Origin of the sequence: Heyndrickxia faecalis, assembly GCF_040267745.1 — a bacterium.
In the GTDB taxonomy this organism is placed as follows: Bacteria; Bacillota; Bacilli; order Bacillales; family Bacillaceae_C; genus Weizmannia; species Weizmannia faecalis.
The window spans coordinates 141,916-159,519 of the sequence record NZ_CP158453.1 but is presented as its reverse complement, the minus strand read 5'-3'; the positions used below and the strand labels follow the sequence as shown (position 1 = coordinate 159,519).

At 46.0% G+C, this 17,604-nt stretch carries 13 protein-coding genes and 1 pseudogene; 8 read left to right on the top strand and 6 right to left on the bottom strand.

Annotated elements, in window-relative coordinates; all coding sequences use genetic code 11:
• Positions 1–120 precede the first annotated feature (120 nt).
• The 8 genes and pseudogenes from ABR335_RS00775 (at position 121) to ABR335_RS00740 (ending at position 9,010) form a co-directional block, all read left to right on the top strand.
• Positions 121–1,584, top strand: a complete 1,464-nt coding sequence (locus ABR335_RS00775) for an alpha-amylase (RefSeq protein WP_350346404.1) — start codon at positions 121–123, stop codon at positions 1,582–1,584.
• Between the two features lie 132 nt (positions 1,585–1,716).
• Positions 1,717–2,079: pseudogene (locus ABR335_RS00770) on the top strand (phosphoketolase); the annotation flags it as partial.
• 245 nt (positions 2,080–2,324) lie between these two features.
• Positions 2,325–3,149, top strand: coding sequence for an STAS domain-containing protein (locus ABR335_RS00765; protein ID WP_026104592.1), 825 nt, complete (start codon positions 2,325–2,327; stop codon positions 3,147–3,149).
• Between the two features lie 569 nt (positions 3,150–3,718).
• Positions 3,719–4,918, top strand: coding sequence for a saccharopine dehydrogenase family protein (locus ABR335_RS00760; protein ID WP_013860852.1), 1,200 nt, complete (start codon positions 3,719–3,721; stop codon positions 4,916–4,918).
• Entirely contained in the window at positions 4,918–6,045 is a 1,128-nt protein-coding gene (gene nspC, locus ABR335_RS00755; protein ID WP_013860853.1) for a carboxynorspermidine decarboxylase, read from the top strand. The genes ABR335_RS00760 and nspC overlap by 1 nt, the downstream gene beginning before the upstream one ends.
• Entirely contained in the window at positions 6,042–6,212 is a 171-nt protein-coding gene (locus ABR335_RS00750) for a hypothetical protein (protein ID WP_235601536.1), read from the top strand. The genes nspC and ABR335_RS00750 overlap by 4 nt, the downstream gene beginning before the upstream one ends.
• Before the next feature lie 561 nt (positions 6,213–6,773).
• Positions 6,774–7,850, top strand: coding sequence for a DUF1611 domain-containing protein (locus ABR335_RS00745; protein ID WP_017551197.1), 1,077 nt, complete (start codon positions 6,774–6,776; stop codon positions 7,848–7,850).
• Complete coding sequence (locus ABR335_RS00740) at positions 7,850–9,010, top strand: alanine/ornithine racemase family PLP-dependent enzyme (RefSeq protein WP_017551198.1); 1,161 nt, start codon at positions 7,850–7,852, stop codon at positions 9,008–9,010. The genes ABR335_RS00745 and ABR335_RS00740 overlap by 1 nt, the downstream gene beginning before the upstream one ends.
• Positions 9,011–9,047: 37 nt before the next feature.
• Here the strand turns inward: ABR335_RS00740 and ABR335_RS00735 are convergent, their stop codons facing one another.
• The 6 genes from ABR335_RS00735 to ABR335_RS00710 all read right to left on the bottom strand — a co-directional run bounded on the left by ABR335_RS00735 (position 9,048) and on the right by ABR335_RS00710 (position 17,574).
• Positions 9,048–9,890 carry a cysteine ABC transporter substrate-binding protein gene (locus ABR335_RS00735; RefSeq protein ID WP_017551199.1) on the bottom strand — a complete coding sequence of 281 codons (843 nt, stop codon included), beginning with the start codon at positions 9,888–9,890 and terminating at the stop codon, positions 9,048–9,050.
• A gap of 27 nt (positions 9,891–9,917) precedes the next feature.
• Positions 9,918–10,655: an amino acid ABC transporter ATP-binding protein gene (locus ABR335_RS00730; protein ID WP_017551200.1), complete on the bottom strand. Its 738-nt coding sequence runs from the start codon at positions 10,653–10,655 to the stop codon at positions 9,918–9,920.
• Entirely contained in the window at positions 10,648–11,337 is a 690-nt protein-coding gene (locus ABR335_RS00725) for an amino acid ABC transporter permease (protein ID WP_013860859.1), read from the bottom strand. Before ABR335_RS00725 ends, ABR335_RS00730 begins: the two co-directional genes overlap by 8 nt.
• The gene (locus ABR335_RS00720) at positions 11,318–11,977 is read right to left on the bottom strand and encodes an amino acid ABC transporter permease (protein ID WP_013860860.1); all 660 of its coding nucleotides are present in this window, start codon (positions 11,975–11,977) and stop codon (positions 11,318–11,320) included. The genes ABR335_RS00725 and ABR335_RS00720 overlap by 20 nt, the downstream gene beginning before the upstream one ends.
• 600 nt (positions 11,978–12,577) lie before the next feature.
• Positions 12,578–14,080 (bottom strand): malate:quinone oxidoreductase, encoded by a 1,503-nt coding sequence (locus ABR335_RS00715; RefSeq protein ID WP_061565309.1) that lies wholly within the window; start codon positions 14,078–14,080, stop codon positions 12,578–12,580.
• A gap of 245 nt (positions 14,081–14,325) precedes the next feature.
• A complete protein-coding gene (locus ABR335_RS00710) occupies positions 14,326–17,574 on the bottom strand; it encodes a type I restriction endonuclease subunit R (RefSeq protein ID WP_350346403.1) in 3,249 nt (1,082 codons plus the stop codon).
• Positions 17,575–17,604 lie beyond the last annotated feature (30 nt).

Sequence of the window (17,604 nt, the reverse complement as noted above, 5' to 3'; positions counted from 1 at the left end):
ATAGTACCTTTGTTCTATTCACCTTTTGGCATGCTTAAAATCATAATTGATTGAAAATTTTTCCACATTCACTTATACTAAACGCATCAACTATTACTTCTTTTGGAAGGGGTACTTTTCTTGGAACGGAATCATACAATCATGCAGTTTTTTGAATGGAATACGCCGGCAGACGGCAGCCATTGGAACCGGCTGAAAGAAATGGCGCCCGAATTAAAGAAAACCGGGATTGATGCCGTCTGGCTTCCGCCTGTGACGAAAGGGCAGTCAGACATGGACAATGGTTACGGGGTGTACGACCATTACGACCTCGGGGAGTTTGACCAGAAAGGCACCGTCAGGACAAAGTACGGGACGAAACAGCAATTACATGAAGCGATCAACGCCTGTCACGAGCACGATATCCAGGTCTATATCGATGTCGTCATGAACCATAAAGCGGGCGCGGATGAAACCGAAGCTTTCCAAGTGGTGGAAGTCGACCCGATGGACCGCACCAAAGAAATTTCCGAACCATTTGAAATAGAAGGCTGGACAAAGTTCAATTTTACAAACCGGAAAGACAAGTATTCTGATTTTACGTGGAATCATACCCATTTCAGTGGCGTCGATTACGACAACCGGACAGGGCGGAACGGCATTTTCCGTATTGTCGGGGAAAATAAGCATTGGGATGAGCATGTTGACAACGAATTTGGAAACTTTGATTACTTGATGTACGCGGACATTGATTACAACCATCCGGATGTAAAAAAAGAAATGATCGAATGGGGAAAATGGCTGGCCGATACGACCGGTTGTGACGGCTACCGGCTCGATGCCATTAAGCATATCAACCATGACTTTATCCGCGACTTTGCCGCTGCCTTAATGGAACACCGCGGAGACCATTTTTATTTTGTCGGCGAGTTCTGGAATCCGCAGCTGGAAGCGTGCCAAAAATACCTCGACCATGTCCAGTTTAAAATCGATTTGTTCGATGTTGCACTCCATTATAAATTGCATGAAGCATCTAAAAAAGGGCGCGCGTTTGACCTCACGACGATTTTTCATGATACGCTCGTTCAAACGCACCCGCTGAATGCTGTTACGTTTGTCGATAACCATGATTCACAGCCGAACGAATCGCTGGAATCATGGGTGGACGACTGGTTTAAGCAGAGCGCCTATGCTTTGATCCTGCTGCGGAAAGACGGTTATCCGTGCGTCTTTTACGGGGATATGTACGGCATCGGCGGCGACCATCCGATTCCCGGAAAAAAAGGCGCCCTTTCCCCGCTTTTATCTGTCCGGCGGGAAAAAGCGTATGGCGAGCAGGATGATTATTTTGACCATCCGAACACCATCGGCTGGGTACGCCGCGGCGTTCCGGAGATGCCGCATTCCGGCTGTGCCGTCGTCATCTCAAACGGCGAGAACGGCGAAAAAAGAATGCTTGCCGGAAAAGAGCGCGCTGGCGAGGTTTGGGTGGACGCCACCGGCAACCGGCAGGAAAAAATTACAATTGGCGAAAACGGCTATGCGGCATTTCCGGTGAACGGCGGCAGCGTTTCTGTCTGGGTACAGGAAACGGGCGAAAACTAAGGAGGGGCACTGTTCCATGTTCCGGAACGGTGCTTGTTTCATTCTTTTTCCCAAATTCAGTCGCTGGCATGCCCAACCAATGTGCGGCATCGTTCCCCGCCCGCTTCCAGGTCATTCCCGGATTTTTTTTAGCGCGGCCTTTCGGATGAAGCGTTCGACGCCTATTTTACAAAGGACAAACCGGTTGTTTTTGCCTTCCACGGCTACGAAGGCCTGATCAAAGACTTGTTTTTTGACCGTGCAAACCACAATCTGCATGTGCACGGCTACCGTGAAAATGGGGATATCACGACGCCGTTTGATATGCGCGTGATGAACCAAATGGATCGGTTTGACCTTGTAAAAGAAGTGGTGTCAAACCTGCCTGATGCAGCCCGGCACGCAGCCCTCATCAGCGAAATGGACGGCATGCTGCAAAAACATCATGCGTACATCCGCGAAGAAGGCACAGATCTACCGGAAATCGAAAACTGGCAGTGGCAAGCGATAAAATAACAGCAGAAAAAAACGGGCGGGCGTTTCAAAGCCGCTGAAAAAAACCAATGAAATATAAAACGGCGGGACACCATCATGAATCGTGTCCCACCGTTTTTTCATTCTATAGAGAAAACGGGTTTTTTCTTTCCCAAATCCATCATTTCTATTTCAATAAATAGAATTTTATTTTAAAATAGAAAGACAAAGAAACTGCGAAAATGATAATGATAATCAATTAAATCTTACATCATGCGGGTGATAAAATGGAGCTAAGACAGGCATTGCATCAATTTTTCCTTGAAAAAACATGGCAATTGACGGAAGACTGGTACGCATCGCTCGACAAAAGCACCGTGCAGGGGGTTTATGCGTCCACCGACCCCGAAGTGGTTGCAAAACTGAAAGAGCAAAACCACGAGTTCCACGTCCAGTTTTGTGAAGTGTTTTTAAAAGATGAAGATACATTTTTACACCATTTTGAAAAGTGGGTAATGAACGTTGCACAGGATGAAGAGCATCTTTCCACACCAAACCACTTTATTTTGCGCGAGTTCTTCCACACGCAGGAACAATATCTCGATCTGTTTGATTCATTTGTTGCAGCCCACGAGGGAAAATATACATACGAGGAACTGAATTTTTGGAGAAGGGCGATCATCCGGACATTCGAACATGTCATGCTCTGGTTTATGAAAGAAAACCACCATTATTCCTTAAAGCGGTTGGAGTCCCAGCAGGAAACGATTAAAGAGCTGAGTTCCCCCGTCATTATGGTCGGCAAAAATACCGCGCTGCTGCCGCTTGTCGGGGAAATTGATTCCAACCGTGCGAAAATTATTCTGGAAAAAACACTCGAACAATGCGCAGAAAAAAGCGTTCTCCTTCTGTACATTGATTTATCCGGCGTGGTCGTCATCGATACGATGGTCGCCCAGCAAATTTTCCGGCTGATTGAGACGCTGCGGTTAATCGGGGTAAAATGCATTCTTTCCGGCATCCGTCCGGAGGTGGCGCAAACTGCCATTCAATTGGGCATTGATTTTAATGACGTAACGATCCACTCAAAACTGGAACTCATGCCGGAATGATGGCGTTTTTTCAGCCATCCGGGCATACCGTTTTGGAAAATAGAGATCCGGGGAGGAGCCCCCCTTTGAAACGCAGCCGTCCCGATATGGTTTAAGAAAATTTTTCTTCTTGCTATTTTAAGTCCGTGCTGATACGATAGAAGAGCATGATTTGGAAAGCATATATTCAGCATCAGGAGTCTTTCCAAGCAGATAATTTTGGCCAGTGGAGTAAAGGCATCGGTGTGCCGGGCCAAATGCCGAATCGGCAACTTTTGGTTGCCTTATTGATTGAGTGGGAAACTCAAATTTTATAAGTTGGTTACTTTACAACCGGTGCTTGTGCACATCAACTTGTGAAACGATCAATAAGAGTGGTAAAAGTAATTATTTGCTATATAGACTCTGATCCTATAAGAATATAAAGCTTTCTTCCATATTGTCCACGGACTTTTATGGCTGGCGTATATCTGTTTATGCGGATATGCATGCTTTTTTAGGATGATGATTTCAAGCAAGTGTTGTGCGCACGTATGCGGATTGCACTTGCTTTTTATTATGCAAAAATTCTATTTGAAGGAGACAGAAGAATGGGAAAAGCGTTGATTATCGGGGCCGGCGGCGTAGCATCGGTCGCTGCGCATAAATGTGTCCAAAACAGCGAAGTCTTTGAAGAAATCTGTATCGCAAGCCGCACGAAATCAAAATGCGATGCGTTAAAAGCAAAGCTTGACGGCGGAAAAACGAAAGTGACGACTGCACAGGTCGATGCCAATCACGTCGATGAACTGGTTGCTTTAATTGAAAAAGTGAAACCGGATGTCGTCATGAATCTGGCGCTGCCTTACCAGGATTTAACCATCATGGAAGCCTGCCTTCAAACAAAAACAAACTATCTCGACACCGCGAACTATGAGCCGGAAGACACGGCAAAATTTGAATACAAATGGCAATGGGCATACCGCGAACGTTTTGAAGAAGCCGGCATTACCGCCCTTCTCGGCAGCGGCTTTGACCCGGGCGTAACAGGCGTATTTTCCGCTTATGCCCTGAAACACCATTTTGATGAAATCAATTATATTGATATTTTGGACTGCAATGCCGGCGACCATGGCTATCCGTTCGCAACAAACTTCAACCCGGAAATCAACATCCGCGAAGTTTCCGCCAACGGCAGCTACTGGGAAAACGGCAAATGGATCGAAACAAAACCGATGGAGATCAAACGCGTGTATGATTTTCCTGAAATCGGCGAACGCGACATGTACCTGCTGCACCATGAAGAGCTGGAGTCGCTTGCCGCAAATATCCCTGGCATTAAACGGATCCGTTTCTTCATGACGTTTGGCGAAAGTTACCTGACACATTTGAAATGCCTGGAAAACGTCGGCATGACTTCAATTGAGCCGATTGAATTTGAAGGCAAACAAATCGTGCCGCTGCAATTTCTGAAAGCTGTGCTGCCGGATCCGGCTTCCCTCGGCCCGCGCACAAAAGGGAAAACGAATATCGGCTGCATTTTCCGCGGCAAAAAAGACGGCAAGGACAAAACCTATTACCTTTACAATGTGTGCGACCATGAAGCCTGCTACAAAGAAGTCGGCTCGCAGGCGGTATCGTACACAACCGGCGTGCCGGCGATGATCGGCGCGATGATGCTGATCCAGGGCAAATGGGACAGAAAAGGCGTTTATAATGTGGAAGAGTTCGATCCTGATCCGTTCATGGAAGCTCTGAACAAATGGGGCCTGCCGTGGAAAGAAAGCTATAATCCGGAGCTTGTCGACTGATGCGATTTGAAGAACTGCCGACGCCTTGCTATGTAGTTGATGAACAAAAGCTCGAAGACAATTTGAAAATTTTAAACGGCGTGATGAAACGGACCGGATGCAAAATTGTTTTGGCGCAAAAAGCTTTTTCGATGTTTGCTTTGTACCCGCTCATCGGCAAATACTTGAGCGGGACAACAGCAAGCGGCTTGTATGAAGCGCGCCTCGGGCATGAGGAAATGGGGAAAGAAAACCATATTTTTTCCGCCGCTTACCGTGAAGATGAAATCGATGAGATCGTCTCGATTTGCGATCATGTTATTTTTAATTCATTTTCACAGCTTGAGAAATTTAAAGGCCGCGTGATTGCAGGCGGGAAAAAGGCGGGCCTGCGCATCAATCCGGAATGCTCGACACAGACCGGGCATGCAATTTATGACCCTTGTTCGCCGGGCTCGCGCTTCGGTGTGACGCAGGAACAGTTCCGCCCTGATCTTCTGGACGGCGTAACCGGCCTCCATTTCCACACGCTCTGCCAGCAAAATGCGGACGATCTGGAGACAACGCTGAATGCCGTTGAAGAAAAGTTCGGGGAATGGCTGCCGCAAATGGAATGGATCAATTTCGGCGGCGGCCACCATATTACGAGGGAAGGCTATGACATTCCCTTGCTCGAAAAATGCATCAAGCGGATGCAGGACAAATACGGTTTGGAAGTCTACCTTGAGCCGGGCGAAGCTGTTGCTTTAAATGCCGGCTATCTTGTCACGACAGTGCTTGACACGGTGAAAAACGGCATGGACATCGCGATCCTCGATACGTCCGCCTCGTGCCATATGCCGGATGTGCTGGAAATGCCGTACCGCCCGCCGCTCATCGGGGCCGGGGAGCCGGGCGAAAAACCGTATACGTACCGGCTTGGCGGCCAGACATGCCTCGCCGGCGATACGATCGGCGATTATTCCTTCGATAAGCCGCTTAAAGAAGGCGTTCGCCTTGTATTTGGCGATATGGCCATCTACACCATGGTGAAAAATACCACCTTTAATGGCATGCCGCTTCCGGCCATCGCGATCCAATATAAAAACGGCGACTGCGCAATTGTCCGTGAATTCGGCTATCACGACTTTAAAATGAGACTCGGGTGAATACCTGCATTACCCGGGCTAAGTGGAAACAATATAGACGAGGGAGAAAAGCGAAACCGCCGGCAGCCTATCCGTGGCTGATGATGCTTTCTGCTGCAGATTACCGGAAAAAGACGGTTGACACGGACATTTTGCAGGAACTGGAGGAATGGGCGATGAATGGGTAGGAAGTGCTTGACGCAATCAAAGAGTGGGAGAATTTGAGTGCCAATCGGGAAAACAAAGTATTGTACGAAGCCCGGCTGAAATTTTACGCGACCAGCTCGCGAATATCCGCGGTGAAAGAGAGGAAGGGCTCAGAGAAGGGATTCAAAAAGGGATTGAAGAAGGGGTACAAATAGCAATCAAAAAATGCTGCGCAAAGGCACCCCACCCGAAACGATCGCAGATATGCTTGATTATCCGCTTGAAGAAATCAAAAAAACCCAGCAGGAATTAGAGCGGGGTAGCTAACTGAATCGCGCGCCCGCCGCTTCCAAACGCAAGGGGGCTTTTCCAATGCCGGACTGGCGGCGGAATGGCCCCCTTTGCTATCTTGGTTGCATGCTTCCGGCTTCCCTTTTTTCCACAACATTGTTATAATAATATTTGGAAGCTTCCAATAACCTGGGGTTTCCGGCATGCCCATACGCAAACCCGGACAGCTATCTTCTTTAGTATTTTTACTATTTGAAGCCATTAGGTGTTCTTTTTGTGTTGCCTGAATTTCAATAAATGGAGGGATGGCAATGAAAAAGCGGGCAATTGTGTATTGCGAAAACCAATTTGGCACAACAGATGGCAAAACAGCAAACGGGCTCATCCGTGAACCCGGGAATTACACCATTACTGCCGTCATTGACAGCAGCAAACACGGGCAGGATGCCGGCATGCTCCTCGACAACAAATGGAGCGGCATTCCGGTTTGCAAAGACCTGGAAGACGCGCTCATCCACTCCGGCCCGAAACCGGATGACTTCATTTTCGGCATCGCGCCGGCGAACGCCTTTTTAAAGCCGGAAGAAAGAAAAGTCATCCTGCAGGCAATGGAAGCCGGATTGAACATCATTAACCCGCTCCAGGAATTCTTAACCGATGATGAAGAAATGGCGGCCCATGCAAAGGCTTGCGGTGTCACGATCCGCGATATCCGTAAACCGCGGCCGAAAAAAGAATGGACTTTGTTTACCGGAGAAATTTTGAAAATGAACACCCCTGTCGTTGCCGTGCTCGGGACAGACGGGGCCTGCGGAAAACGGACAACCGCCAAATGCATTGAAAAGGCATTCATGGAAAAAGGCTACCGCCCGGCATTTATCGCAACCGGGCAGACAGGTTTGATCCAGGGCGCCAAGTACGGGTTTGCGATGGATGCTTTCCCGCTCCAATATTTAATCGGCGAACTGGAACGCGAAATTTTGCGGGCCAATAAACAAGAACACCCGGATATTATCATCGTGGAAGGCCAGGGCGCGCTCAGCCACCCGGCATATGCAAGCTCAACCGGCATTTTAAAAGGAGCAAGGCCGCAAGCAGTCATTTTACAGCACGCCCCGAAACGAAAATATTTATCCGATTTTCCATTTGCCGAAGTGCCGAAAGTGGAAGATGAAATCAGCCTGATTGAACATTTCGGAAAGACAAAAGTCATCGGCATTACGCTCAACCATGATGGAATGGCAGACAACGAACTGGAAGACACCATCCGCCGCTATGAAGAAACTTACCATCTTCCGGTTACGGATGTTTTAAAAACCGGCACAGACAAAATCATAAACGCCCTGATCGATTTCTTCCCTTCCCTGAAAAAGGCAGTGGTTTCCTGATGGCCGTTCTGCCACGGGTGGAAATCAATCTGGAGAAGATCCGGCATAATGCGAAAACATTAAAACAATTATTCGGGAGGAAAGGAATCAGCATTACAGGCGTTGTGAAAGGTGTCGCAGCCGATTTAAAAATTGCCGGCACCCTGGTGGATGCAGGCATCAAAAGCCTCGCAGACTCGAAAATTGCAAATATCGAAAAAATGAGAAAAGCGGGAATCAAGGCGGATTTGATTTTGCTCCGTGCCCCCGGGATCAGCGAAGCGGAAAAAACGGTCCGGTTTGCGGATATCAGCATGAACACGGAGCTGGATACGATCCGCGCATTATCCGCTGAAGCGGTGCGGCAACAGAAAACCCATAAAATCATCCTGATGGTGGAAATGGGAGATTTGAGGGAAGGCATATTATTAAAAGATGCCCCTGCTGTGATCAGAGAAATATTCACCTGCCCCGGGATTGAACTGGCCGGAATCGGGACAAATTTTGCCTGCTTTGGAGGCGTGCTCCCGACCGAACAGAAGATGCAGGCGTTTTCCCGGTTTGTCCATGCCATGCAGGAGCTGTTTTCCCTCAAACTTCCTTATGTTTCCGGCGGCAACTCCGCCAACTACAACTGGGCCGTAAAAACAAAAGACGCCGGGGCCGTAAACAATGTGCGGCTCGGCGAGTCCATTTTGCTGGGCCGCGAAACATCAGGCGGGCATACCATTCCGTCTTTATATCAGGATGCCTTTTGCTTTGTTGCCGAAGTCATCGAATCAAAAATCAAACCTTCCGTGCCGTATGGGACAATCGGCAAAAATGCATTCGGGGAACAGGTCACCTTTATCGACAGGGGCAACAGAAGGCGGACGATTGTCAGTGCAGGGCGGCATGATGTGCTTGTTTCAGGCCTTACCCCTGTCCGGCCGTTCCATATCATTGGCTCAAGCAGCGACCATATCATTTTGGATACACAAAATGCGGTTCTCGTGCCGGGCGATGAGGTGAGATTTTATATGGACTACGGCGCGATGCTGAGAGCCATGACGTCTCCGTATGTTTATAAAACGTACGTCCATGGTGCGGCCACAACCGAGCCTTACAAACAACAGTTTCTGCTTTCGCGCGGAACAAAGCAAAGCCGGCCCGCGGAAACCGAAAAAAGCCCCGCCAATTAAAGAAAAGGCAGGCTGCAAAAACGGCAGCCTGCCTTTTTTACTTCGTTATAATGATGTCTTCCGCACGGATATCACTGCCAAAATATGGCGCCAGATTTTTGTTGTAATCACTTTTGAAAAAGCCATTGTTGTTTAACTTCGTAATTTCTTTGTTCATCCAATTGAGGAGCGATTGATTCCCTTTTTTCACAGCAGGGGCAATATATTGGTTCGGCCCGAGCGTTTTAATGCCAACCGTATAATCCGGATGGTTTTTCACCCAGGCATACAGGTAGGAATTGTCGTCCGCCAGTGCAACGGCCCGCCCGTTTTTAAGCGCATTGAACTGTTCTGTTTTGGAATCGTACTTTTGCAATTTCACTTCTTTTTGTTTGCTTGTAAAATAGTTTTCCGCAGTGGTGCCCTTGTTGACGATCAAAGACTTGCCTTTTAATTGGCTGACACTTGTGACCGGCTTTTTCTTCGGTGAAACGACACCGATGGAAACTTTCATGTACGGCTTGGCAAAATCAACAACTTGCTTCCGTTCCGGTGTGACTGTAAAATTCGCCAGAACCAGATCCACTTTATTCGATTTCAATGCATCCACACGGTTGTTGGCATTCACTTGCACGAATTTCACTTTTACGCCAAGATCTTTGGCAACTTGTTTGGCGAGCGCAACATCATATCCCTGGCGTTGCCCGTTTTTATCGACCCATCCGTATGGCGGAAGATCGCCGAATACGGCAATTTTGATCGTGCCGTTTTTCTTAATGGCTGAAACACTGGACGGATTGCTGCTTGAAGAATTGCCGGAACTTTTGCCGCAGCCTGCAAGCGCCAGCGACAAAATCAGTAAAAATGCTGAAACCAAACCAAACAATCGATGCTTTTTCATGGTCTAACCCTCCAAAATATTTTTCTTTTAAAAATCCATGCTTTCCAGAAAATTTTTCGCCCGCTCTGTCTGCGGTTTTGTGAAAAATTGGCGCCCGGGGGTTTCTTCGAGAATCTTCCCGTCTTCCAAAAACAAGATTTTATCCCCGATTTTCCGGGCAAAATTCATTTCATGCGTGACGACAATCATCGTCATCTTTTCTCTTGCCAACCGCAGGATGATCTCGAGCACGCCGCGCACCATTTCCGGGTCAAGCGAGGCGGTCACTTCATCAAACAGCATCAGCTTCGGGTTCAGCTCAAGCGCGCGGACAATCGCCACCCGCTGTTTCTGCCCGCCGGAAAGCTGGCGCGGATAGGCATTGGCATACTGCTCCATGCCGACTTCCTTTAACAGGCCCATTGCCTGGCGCGCCGCTTCGTCTTTTTTCCGTTTCTGGACTTTCACTGCACCGAGCAGGATGTTTTCCAACACCGTCATATTCGGAAACAGATCATAGCTCTGGAAAACCATTCCGATCTGCTGCCTGAGCCTGCGCCAATTTTTCGGCGACGGCCGCACGGTTTCCCCATTAAACAGAATGGTGCCGCCCTGGAAGGCTTCGAGACCGTTTAAGCAGCGGATCAATGTACTTTTTCCCGATCCCGACGGCCCGAGGAGAACAACAACACTGCCTTCCTCCACTTCGAAAGAGATATCCTCCAGCACTTGTTTTTCACCGTACGATTTTTTTAAATGTTCGACTTTCAGTAAAGGTTCAGCCATTAGCCCCTGCTTTGCCCCTCCTTTCTAACCGCCTTGCCAGCCGGGAAAGCGGATAGCATAAAATGAAATACAGGATAAATATAAAACCGTATATCCAAAACGCGCCATCCTGATAGCGGTGGCTATTCGCTTCGATGATTTGCTGGCCGACATTGATGACATCCACTACGCTGATCAATAGCAAAAGGGAAGTCGTCTTAATTATTCTGGTCATCAGGTTAATGGTCGCCGGAATCATTAAGTGGACCGATTGCGGCAGCAGCACGTACCGGTAAAGCTGAACCGTGCTTAAACCGACCGCTTTTCCGGATTCCACCTGATGCCTTGGGACAGAAATCAGCGCACCACGGACAATATCGCTCATTTCGGCAGCCATCCACAGGCTGAAGACAATCGTCCCGACCGTATCCGCCTTATAGTTGATGTTAAAGCTTTGCGGCAGAATATAGTAAAACAAAAATAACAGGACAATCGTCGGCACGATGCGGAAAAACTCCAAATACAGCCTGAGTAAAAGGCGGAGCAACGGATTGTGCAATGTCCTTAAAACCCCCAGCACGATGCCGAGGATACCGCCGAAAACGATGGACAGAAAAGCAATTTTTGCCGATACGTATAATCCACCCAGTAAACGTAAAAAGTTGGCTCCTTCAAAAAAGATATTAATTCCCAAATGTCCCATAACGCACCTTCTTCTCCAGCCATGTCAGCAAGATGGACAATGGAATTAAAATGATGGCATAAGCCACAACGAGCATAAACAGATACTCATTCGTGTTGTAATACATCCCGATCAAGTCAAGTGCCGTGTTGGTCAGTTCCGGAATCGCCAACACGGTAAAGATAGAGGTTTCCTTGATTAAAAAAATGACATTTGCGGCGAATGCCGGGACACTGAGCATCAATCCCTGCGGAAAGATGACGTAGCGTGCCAGCTGGAACCTGCTCAGACCGATCGCAAGCCCGGACTCAATCTGCGTTTTCGAAACGCCTGCAAGCCCTCCGGAAAACCCTTCTGCCATATAACTGCCGCCAAGAAAAATAATCCCGATAATCCCGCAAACCTCGGCAGAAAATTTGATCCCGACTTGCGGAAGCCCGTAAAAAAGGAAAAATAACTGGATCAATAAAGGCGTATTGCGGGACAGTTCCACATAGGCCGATACAAGCTTCCGTAAAACCGGCACCTTAAAATACTGGATAAAACTGCATATCAAGCCAAGAACACCAGCCCCGATAATGCCGAAAAAGGAAAGCCGCAAAGTGAGCCAGAATCCTTTTTCAAACATGGGCAAGCTGTTTTGCACAACGGTCCAGTCCATCTCACCCCTCCTATTTTGGAAAATTCTCTTCAATCCAGGCGGGCTTGCGCCAGCCGTCCGATATGTATACGTTGCTGTCCCGATTCAGGACCCAGTGCATTTCAAAGGCCGGACGACAAAAAGCCGTTTCCTAAGAAAACGACTGCCCTTTTTCAGGTATTGCTGCGGTTTTCTTATCTTGATAGACGATCATGAACTGTAGCTATATAAAATGAACTTAAGTTTTTCGCGGCAAAATCCATGACGATCAGAATAGACATGGCATGAAAAAGGAATAGAGTTCAACTTATATATTAGGATGCCGGTTTCCAAAGAGAGCCCTTCTGCCGCCCGGGATAAGAAATATTCAGCATTTTAGCAACATCTTTATTTTACTGAACGCCGGGGCGAAAATCAATATATTCCTATCGACTTGATAGGGTTTTCTTTGGATGGCACCCAAAAAAGAAAACAGCATGCCGAAATTGTCCCTTCGCTTGCACCTGTGCTGTTTTCCGGCTGCCTGCAACAGGAGTGCTGATTGAGCCTGCGTTACAGCCAAAAAAAAGGCCTTCAATCCGCTTTAGGATCAAAGACCTTTCATTTTAGCGCTCAAGCGTGTTACCGGTAGGCCGGTTCTTTTTCCGTCAGGCCGAGCGTCTCTGCCGTTTCAGCGTGAATTTGATGCAGCAGTTCCGGATTTTCCGCGAGCCGCACGCCATAAGATGGGATCATTTCTTTTATTTTTGGTGCCCATGCATTTTTCCGGTCCGGGAAGCATTTTTCAATGACTTCGAGCATAACATGGACAGCAGTAGAAGCACCCGGCGAAGCGCCGAGCAATGCTGCGACTGAACCGTCAGCAGCCGTTACCACCTCCGTGCCGAACTGAAGCGTGCCTTTTCCGCCTGCTTCCGTATCTTTAATTACTTGGACCCGCTGCCCGGCTACGACAACATCCCAGTCTTCCAATCTCGCATCCGGAATGAATTCCTGCAGCGTCTCCAGCCGTTTTTCGTCTGACAAGAGAAGCTGCCCGATCAAGTATTTCACAAGCGGCACATTTTTTGCTCCGGACGCAAGCATGGTCACGACATTATTTGGCTTCACAGAACCAATCAGGTCTAAATTTGACCCTGTTTTTAAAAACTTCGGCGAGAAGCCGGCAAATGGGCCGAACAGCAAACATTTTTTATGATCAATATATCTTGTGTCCAAATGCGGCACAGACATCGGCGGCGCACCGACTTTCGCTTTCCCGTACACTTTTGCATGGTGGCGGTTGATGACTTCAGGATTGTTGCACACCATAAATAACCCGCTTACCGGAAACCCTCCAATATGTTTGGACTCCGGAATGCCGGTTTTTTGAAGCAACGGCAGGCTTCCGCCACCGGCCCCGATAAAAATGAATTTCGCCGTATGGTATTCGATTCTGTTGTGCTCAATATCATGCACTTTCACTTCCCAGTTTCCTTCCGGGGTGCGTTGAATATCTTGAACAGCATGCTTGTAGTTTATTTCGACATCTTGGCGTTCCAAATGGTTAAACAGTATGCGGGTCAAGGCGCCGAAGTTCACGTCCGTCCCTGCATCGCTTTTCGTTGCTGCAATCGGTTCGTTAGACGTCCGGCCTTCCATCACAAGCGGAATCCATTCCTTTAATTGTTCAGGGTCGTCGGAAAACGTCATTCCTTCAAAAAGCGGATGGGCTGACAGCGCTTTAAATCGTTTTTTTAGAAAAGCAACGTTCGCCTCCCCTTCTACGAGGCTCATATGCGGGATCGGCCGGATAAAGTCCTGTGGATTGTGGATCAGCCCCTTGCTAACCAGGTAGGACCAGAACTGCCTTGAAAGCTGGAATTGTTCATTTACATTTACAGCTTTTGTAATGTCTATTGAGCCGTCCGGTTTTTCAGGCGTATAATTCAGCTCACATAATGCCGAATGCCCGGTCCCCGCATTGTTCCATTCATTTGAACTTTCTTCCCCCGGTTTTGCCAGCTTCTCGTATACGGTGATTTCCCAATCCGGGGCTAGTTCTTTCAGCATGGTGCCCAGCGTTGCACTCATAATGCCGGCACCGATTAAGATGACGTCTGTTTTTCCCTGTTTGATGCTCATGATTACCTTCTCCTTATCCCTGTATTTATTCCTATTATTCCGGAAACAATGCCTCTTTTACAGAATGAGGAAGTCCCCGGGAAAACGCTTTACAAGTCTTAATATCATAATATCATATTTTATGATAATTCTTTAGAATAATGATACACAATTTGACAATGTAAATTTCAGGAAATCCTTTTATCTGCTGAATGATTCATCCTTCACTCCTATAATTTTTCTAGAAATGACTGACACTGATGCACTTAAACTTCATATTCACTTTTAGACTCCGCAGCCTGCAGCGTATTCCAATCTCTTACTTCCGTATTTTCTGCCATCAACTCTGCTTGACGCATAACTGTGTCTAAAGCTTTTTTCGCTTGTTCTGGTGGGTAATCGTATTTCTTCAATAGTCGCTTAATGATTCTCCTCATTCCTGCACGGGCGCTTTTTCGAACATGCCAGTCAATGGTCATGTTCCGTCTTATTGCTTGCGTTAGTTCATTGGCGATTTTGCGTAAGACTTCATCTTCCATTAATTCTTTGACTATAGATTCCGATGTTAATGCATCGTAAAAGGCGATTTCATCTTCATTTAATCCTAGATCTTTTTCTTCTTCTCGTTCTTTTTTCATGTCCTTCGCCATTTGTATTAATTCTTCCATGACTTCGGCATTCGTAATGAACTGGTTTTTATATTTGTTTAGCGATTGTTTTAGTTTTTCCGAGTATTTTTGGGATTTGACAAGGTTGCGTCTTTCCATTGTTTTGATGTTGCCTTCAAGTAATTTTTTTAGCATTTCAACCGCTAAATTTTTATATTCATATGAACGTACTTCTTCGAGAAATTCTTCTGACAATATGGAAACATCCGGATGTTTTAATCCCATCACTTCAAAGACATCCACTACTTCTTCTGAAATAATGGACCGTTCGAGTAATTGATTAACGCGTGCCTCGATTTCTTTTTTCGTCTTTCGCTTCGGTTGTTTTTCTTGAAGTTTATTAAGGCTAGCCTTTACCGCTTTAAAATAACTAACTTCAAGGGCTGCTGCTTTTCCTTCATCTGTCGCTGCACAAAGTGAATGCGCCTTTGCTAGCTCAGTTGCAGTCTTTTTGAATTCTTTTTGTTCTTTTTCACTCTTTCCAAAAATGACATTCATTCCGCCGGTGATTGCACGAATACGACCCGCTTGGGATGAACCCATATAAGCTGAGTAATCAAACCCATGCATCATGTCTTGTAAAATTTCAAGTTTCTCTTTCATCACAGCGACAGCGGCCGAAGTATCAATACCCGTTGTCTTCTTATCACTTTCGGTATACTGATTTAGAGCTTTCTTTAAGCTTTCTAATATTCCAATATAATCGACAACTACTCCACCTGATTTATCCTTAAACACGCGGTTCACCCGTGCGATTGCCTGCATAAGGTTATGGCCCTTCATCGGTTTATCAATGTACATCGTATGCATGGATGGGACGTCAAATCCAGTGAGCCACATATCTCGTACAATGACGATTTTTAGTTCATCACTATTGTCTTTCATTCTTTTTGCCAATAAATCACGGCGTTTTTTTCCACCAATATGCGGCTGTAAGAAATCATCATCTCCAGCACTACCTGTCATGACGACTTTAATTTTTCCTTTGTCATCATCATCAGAATGCCAATCTGGACGTAATTTGACAATTTCGTTATAAAGTGCGACACAAATACGACGGCTCATGCAAACAATCATTGCTTTACCATCAATGGTTTTTGCTTTTTCTTCATAGTGACTGACGATATCATTTGCTAATTGTTTAATACGGTTAGGTGAACCAACGATCGCTTCGAGCCTTGACCATTTTGACTTGTATTTTTCACGTGCCGATTCTTCCTGATCTTCGGTAATCTCTTCAAATTCCTCATCGATCTTCGCTAATTCTTCTTCATTAGCTTCCAAGCGGATAATACGGTTTTCATAATAAATTTTAACCGTTGCTTTGTCTTCAACTGCTCTTGTCATATCATAAATGTCAATATAATTACCAAAAACGGCAGGCGTTGACTTATCTTCCAGCTCAATCGGTGTTCCTGTAAAACCGATAAAGGAAGCATTCGGAAGTGCATCGCGAAGATATTTTGCATATCCATATTTCACTTTGCCTGTTTTGGTGTCAGTCTTTGCAGAAAAACCATATTGACTGCGATGGGCTTCATCGGCAATGACGATCACATTTTTACGATCGGTTAAAACCGGCATTTCGCCATCTTCCGGTTTGAACTTTTGAATCGTTGTAAAAATAATACCGCCTGATTCCCGGTCATTTAGAAGATCATATAATCCGTTTATCTCTTTGGATTTTTCGTTGGCTTGTTGTTTTTTTTGTTCCTCACTCAATTTGCGAACATCTGCTTGTTTCGGTGTTTGTCTTAAAATATCCTTTGATTTAGAAAATGTCGAAAATAACTGGTCATCTAGATCGTTGCGGTCGGTAATCACCACAATGGTTGGATTATTTAGCTGCTTGACAAGCTGTGCTGTATAAAAAACCATCGAAAAACTTTTACCCGAACCTTGTGTATGCCATATAACACCGATTTTACGGTCTCCATTCTCACTGGTCGCTATTTTTGTCTTTTCCACCGCTTTTTTTACTGCAAAATATTGGTGGTAGGCTGCGAGAATTTTGGCAATCGTTTTTCTTTCGCCAATTTTCTTCCCATTTTCATCTCGTTCTTCTTCTTTCGATTCCTGAAAAAGAATAAAGTTTTCAATAATATCAATAAGCCGGTCTTTTGCCAGCATCCCTCTTAACAACACTTCATATTGCGGCACTTCAAGTGGTTCAATGTTTTCCCCATCCACCGTCCGCCAATTCATAAAACGTTCTTGACTTGCAGTAATCGTTCCCGCTTTCGCATTAATTCCATCAGATAAAATACAAAATGCATTGTAGTAAAATAAAGATGGAATATCACGTTTATACGTTTGAATCTGTGCATAGGCATTATCGATACTCACATTTTCATCAGATGCTGATTTTAATTCGATAACGACGAATGGGATGCCATTTATAAAAATAACTAAATCCGGGCGGCGTTCTTCTTTTTCAACGACCGTAAACTGATTCACTACCAAAAAATCATTATTAGCTGGTTCTTCAAAATCAATCAAGAATGCCTTCATGGAACGGCTAAGACCATCTTGATGAAACGACACATCAATGCCTTCAGTGATTAATTTGTGAAAATGACGGTTGTTTTCTTCTAAGCTTGGACTATTAAAAGCTATAATTTGCCGAAACGCTTCTTCTATTGCTTCCTGTGGCAAATGGCGATTATGTTTAAACAAAGCATCTTTTACACGTTCTTCTAAAATAACTGTACGATAATCTTTGCGTTCCGGTCTTTCCCCATCACAACTAATGTCCGGACCAAAGACATAGTCATAGCCAAGTTCCTGAAGAATTTCTATAGCTGCTTCTTCCAGCTTATCTTCCGTAAAATTTTCAAAAAAACTCATCCACCTCTCCCCTTTCGAAACGGGATATGA

Bases quoted from the DNA above. Each gene is read 5' to 3' on its own strand.
- nspC (WP_013860853.1), top strand. From the start codon at position 4,918: ATGCGATTTGAAGAACTGCCGACGCCTTGCTATGTAGTTGATGAACAA.
- ABR335_RS00760 (WP_013860852.1), top strand. From the start codon at position 3,719: ATGGGAAAAGCGTTGATTATCGGGGCCGGCGGCGTAGCATCGGTCGCT.
- ABR335_RS00710 (WP_350346403.1), bottom strand. From the start codon at position 17,574: ATGAGTTTTTTTGAAAATTTTACGGAAGATAAGCTGGAAGAAGCAGCT.
- ABR335_RS00735 (WP_017551199.1), bottom strand. From the start codon at position 9,890: ATGAAAAAGCATCGATTGTTTGGTTTGGTTTCAGCATTTTTACTGATT.
- ABR335_RS00740 (WP_017551198.1), top strand. From the start codon at position 7,850: ATGGCCGTTCTGCCACGGGTGGAAATCAATCTGGAGAAGATCCGGCAT.
- ABR335_RS00765 (WP_026104592.1), top strand. From the start codon at position 2,325: ATGGAGCTAAGACAGGCATTGCATCAATTTTTCCTTGAAAAAACATGG.
- ABR335_RS00745 (WP_017551197.1), top strand. From the start codon at position 6,774: ATGAAAAAGCGGGCAATTGTGTATTGCGAAAACCAATTTGGCACAACA.
- ABR335_RS00715 (WP_061565309.1), bottom strand. From the start codon at position 14,080: ATGAGCATCAAACAGGGAAAAACAGACGTCATCTTAATCGGTGCCGGC.
- ABR335_RS00730 (WP_017551200.1), bottom strand. From the start codon at position 10,655: ATGGCTGAACCTTTACTGAAAGTCGAACATTTAAAAAAATCGTACGGT.
- ABR335_RS00720 (WP_013860860.1), bottom strand. From the start codon at position 11,977: ATGGACTGGACCGTTGTGCAAAACAGCTTGCCCATGTTTGAAAAAGGA.
- ABR335_RS00725 (WP_013860859.1), bottom strand. From the start codon at position 11,337: ATGGGACATTTGGGAATTAATATCTTTTTTGAAGGAGCCAACTTTTTA.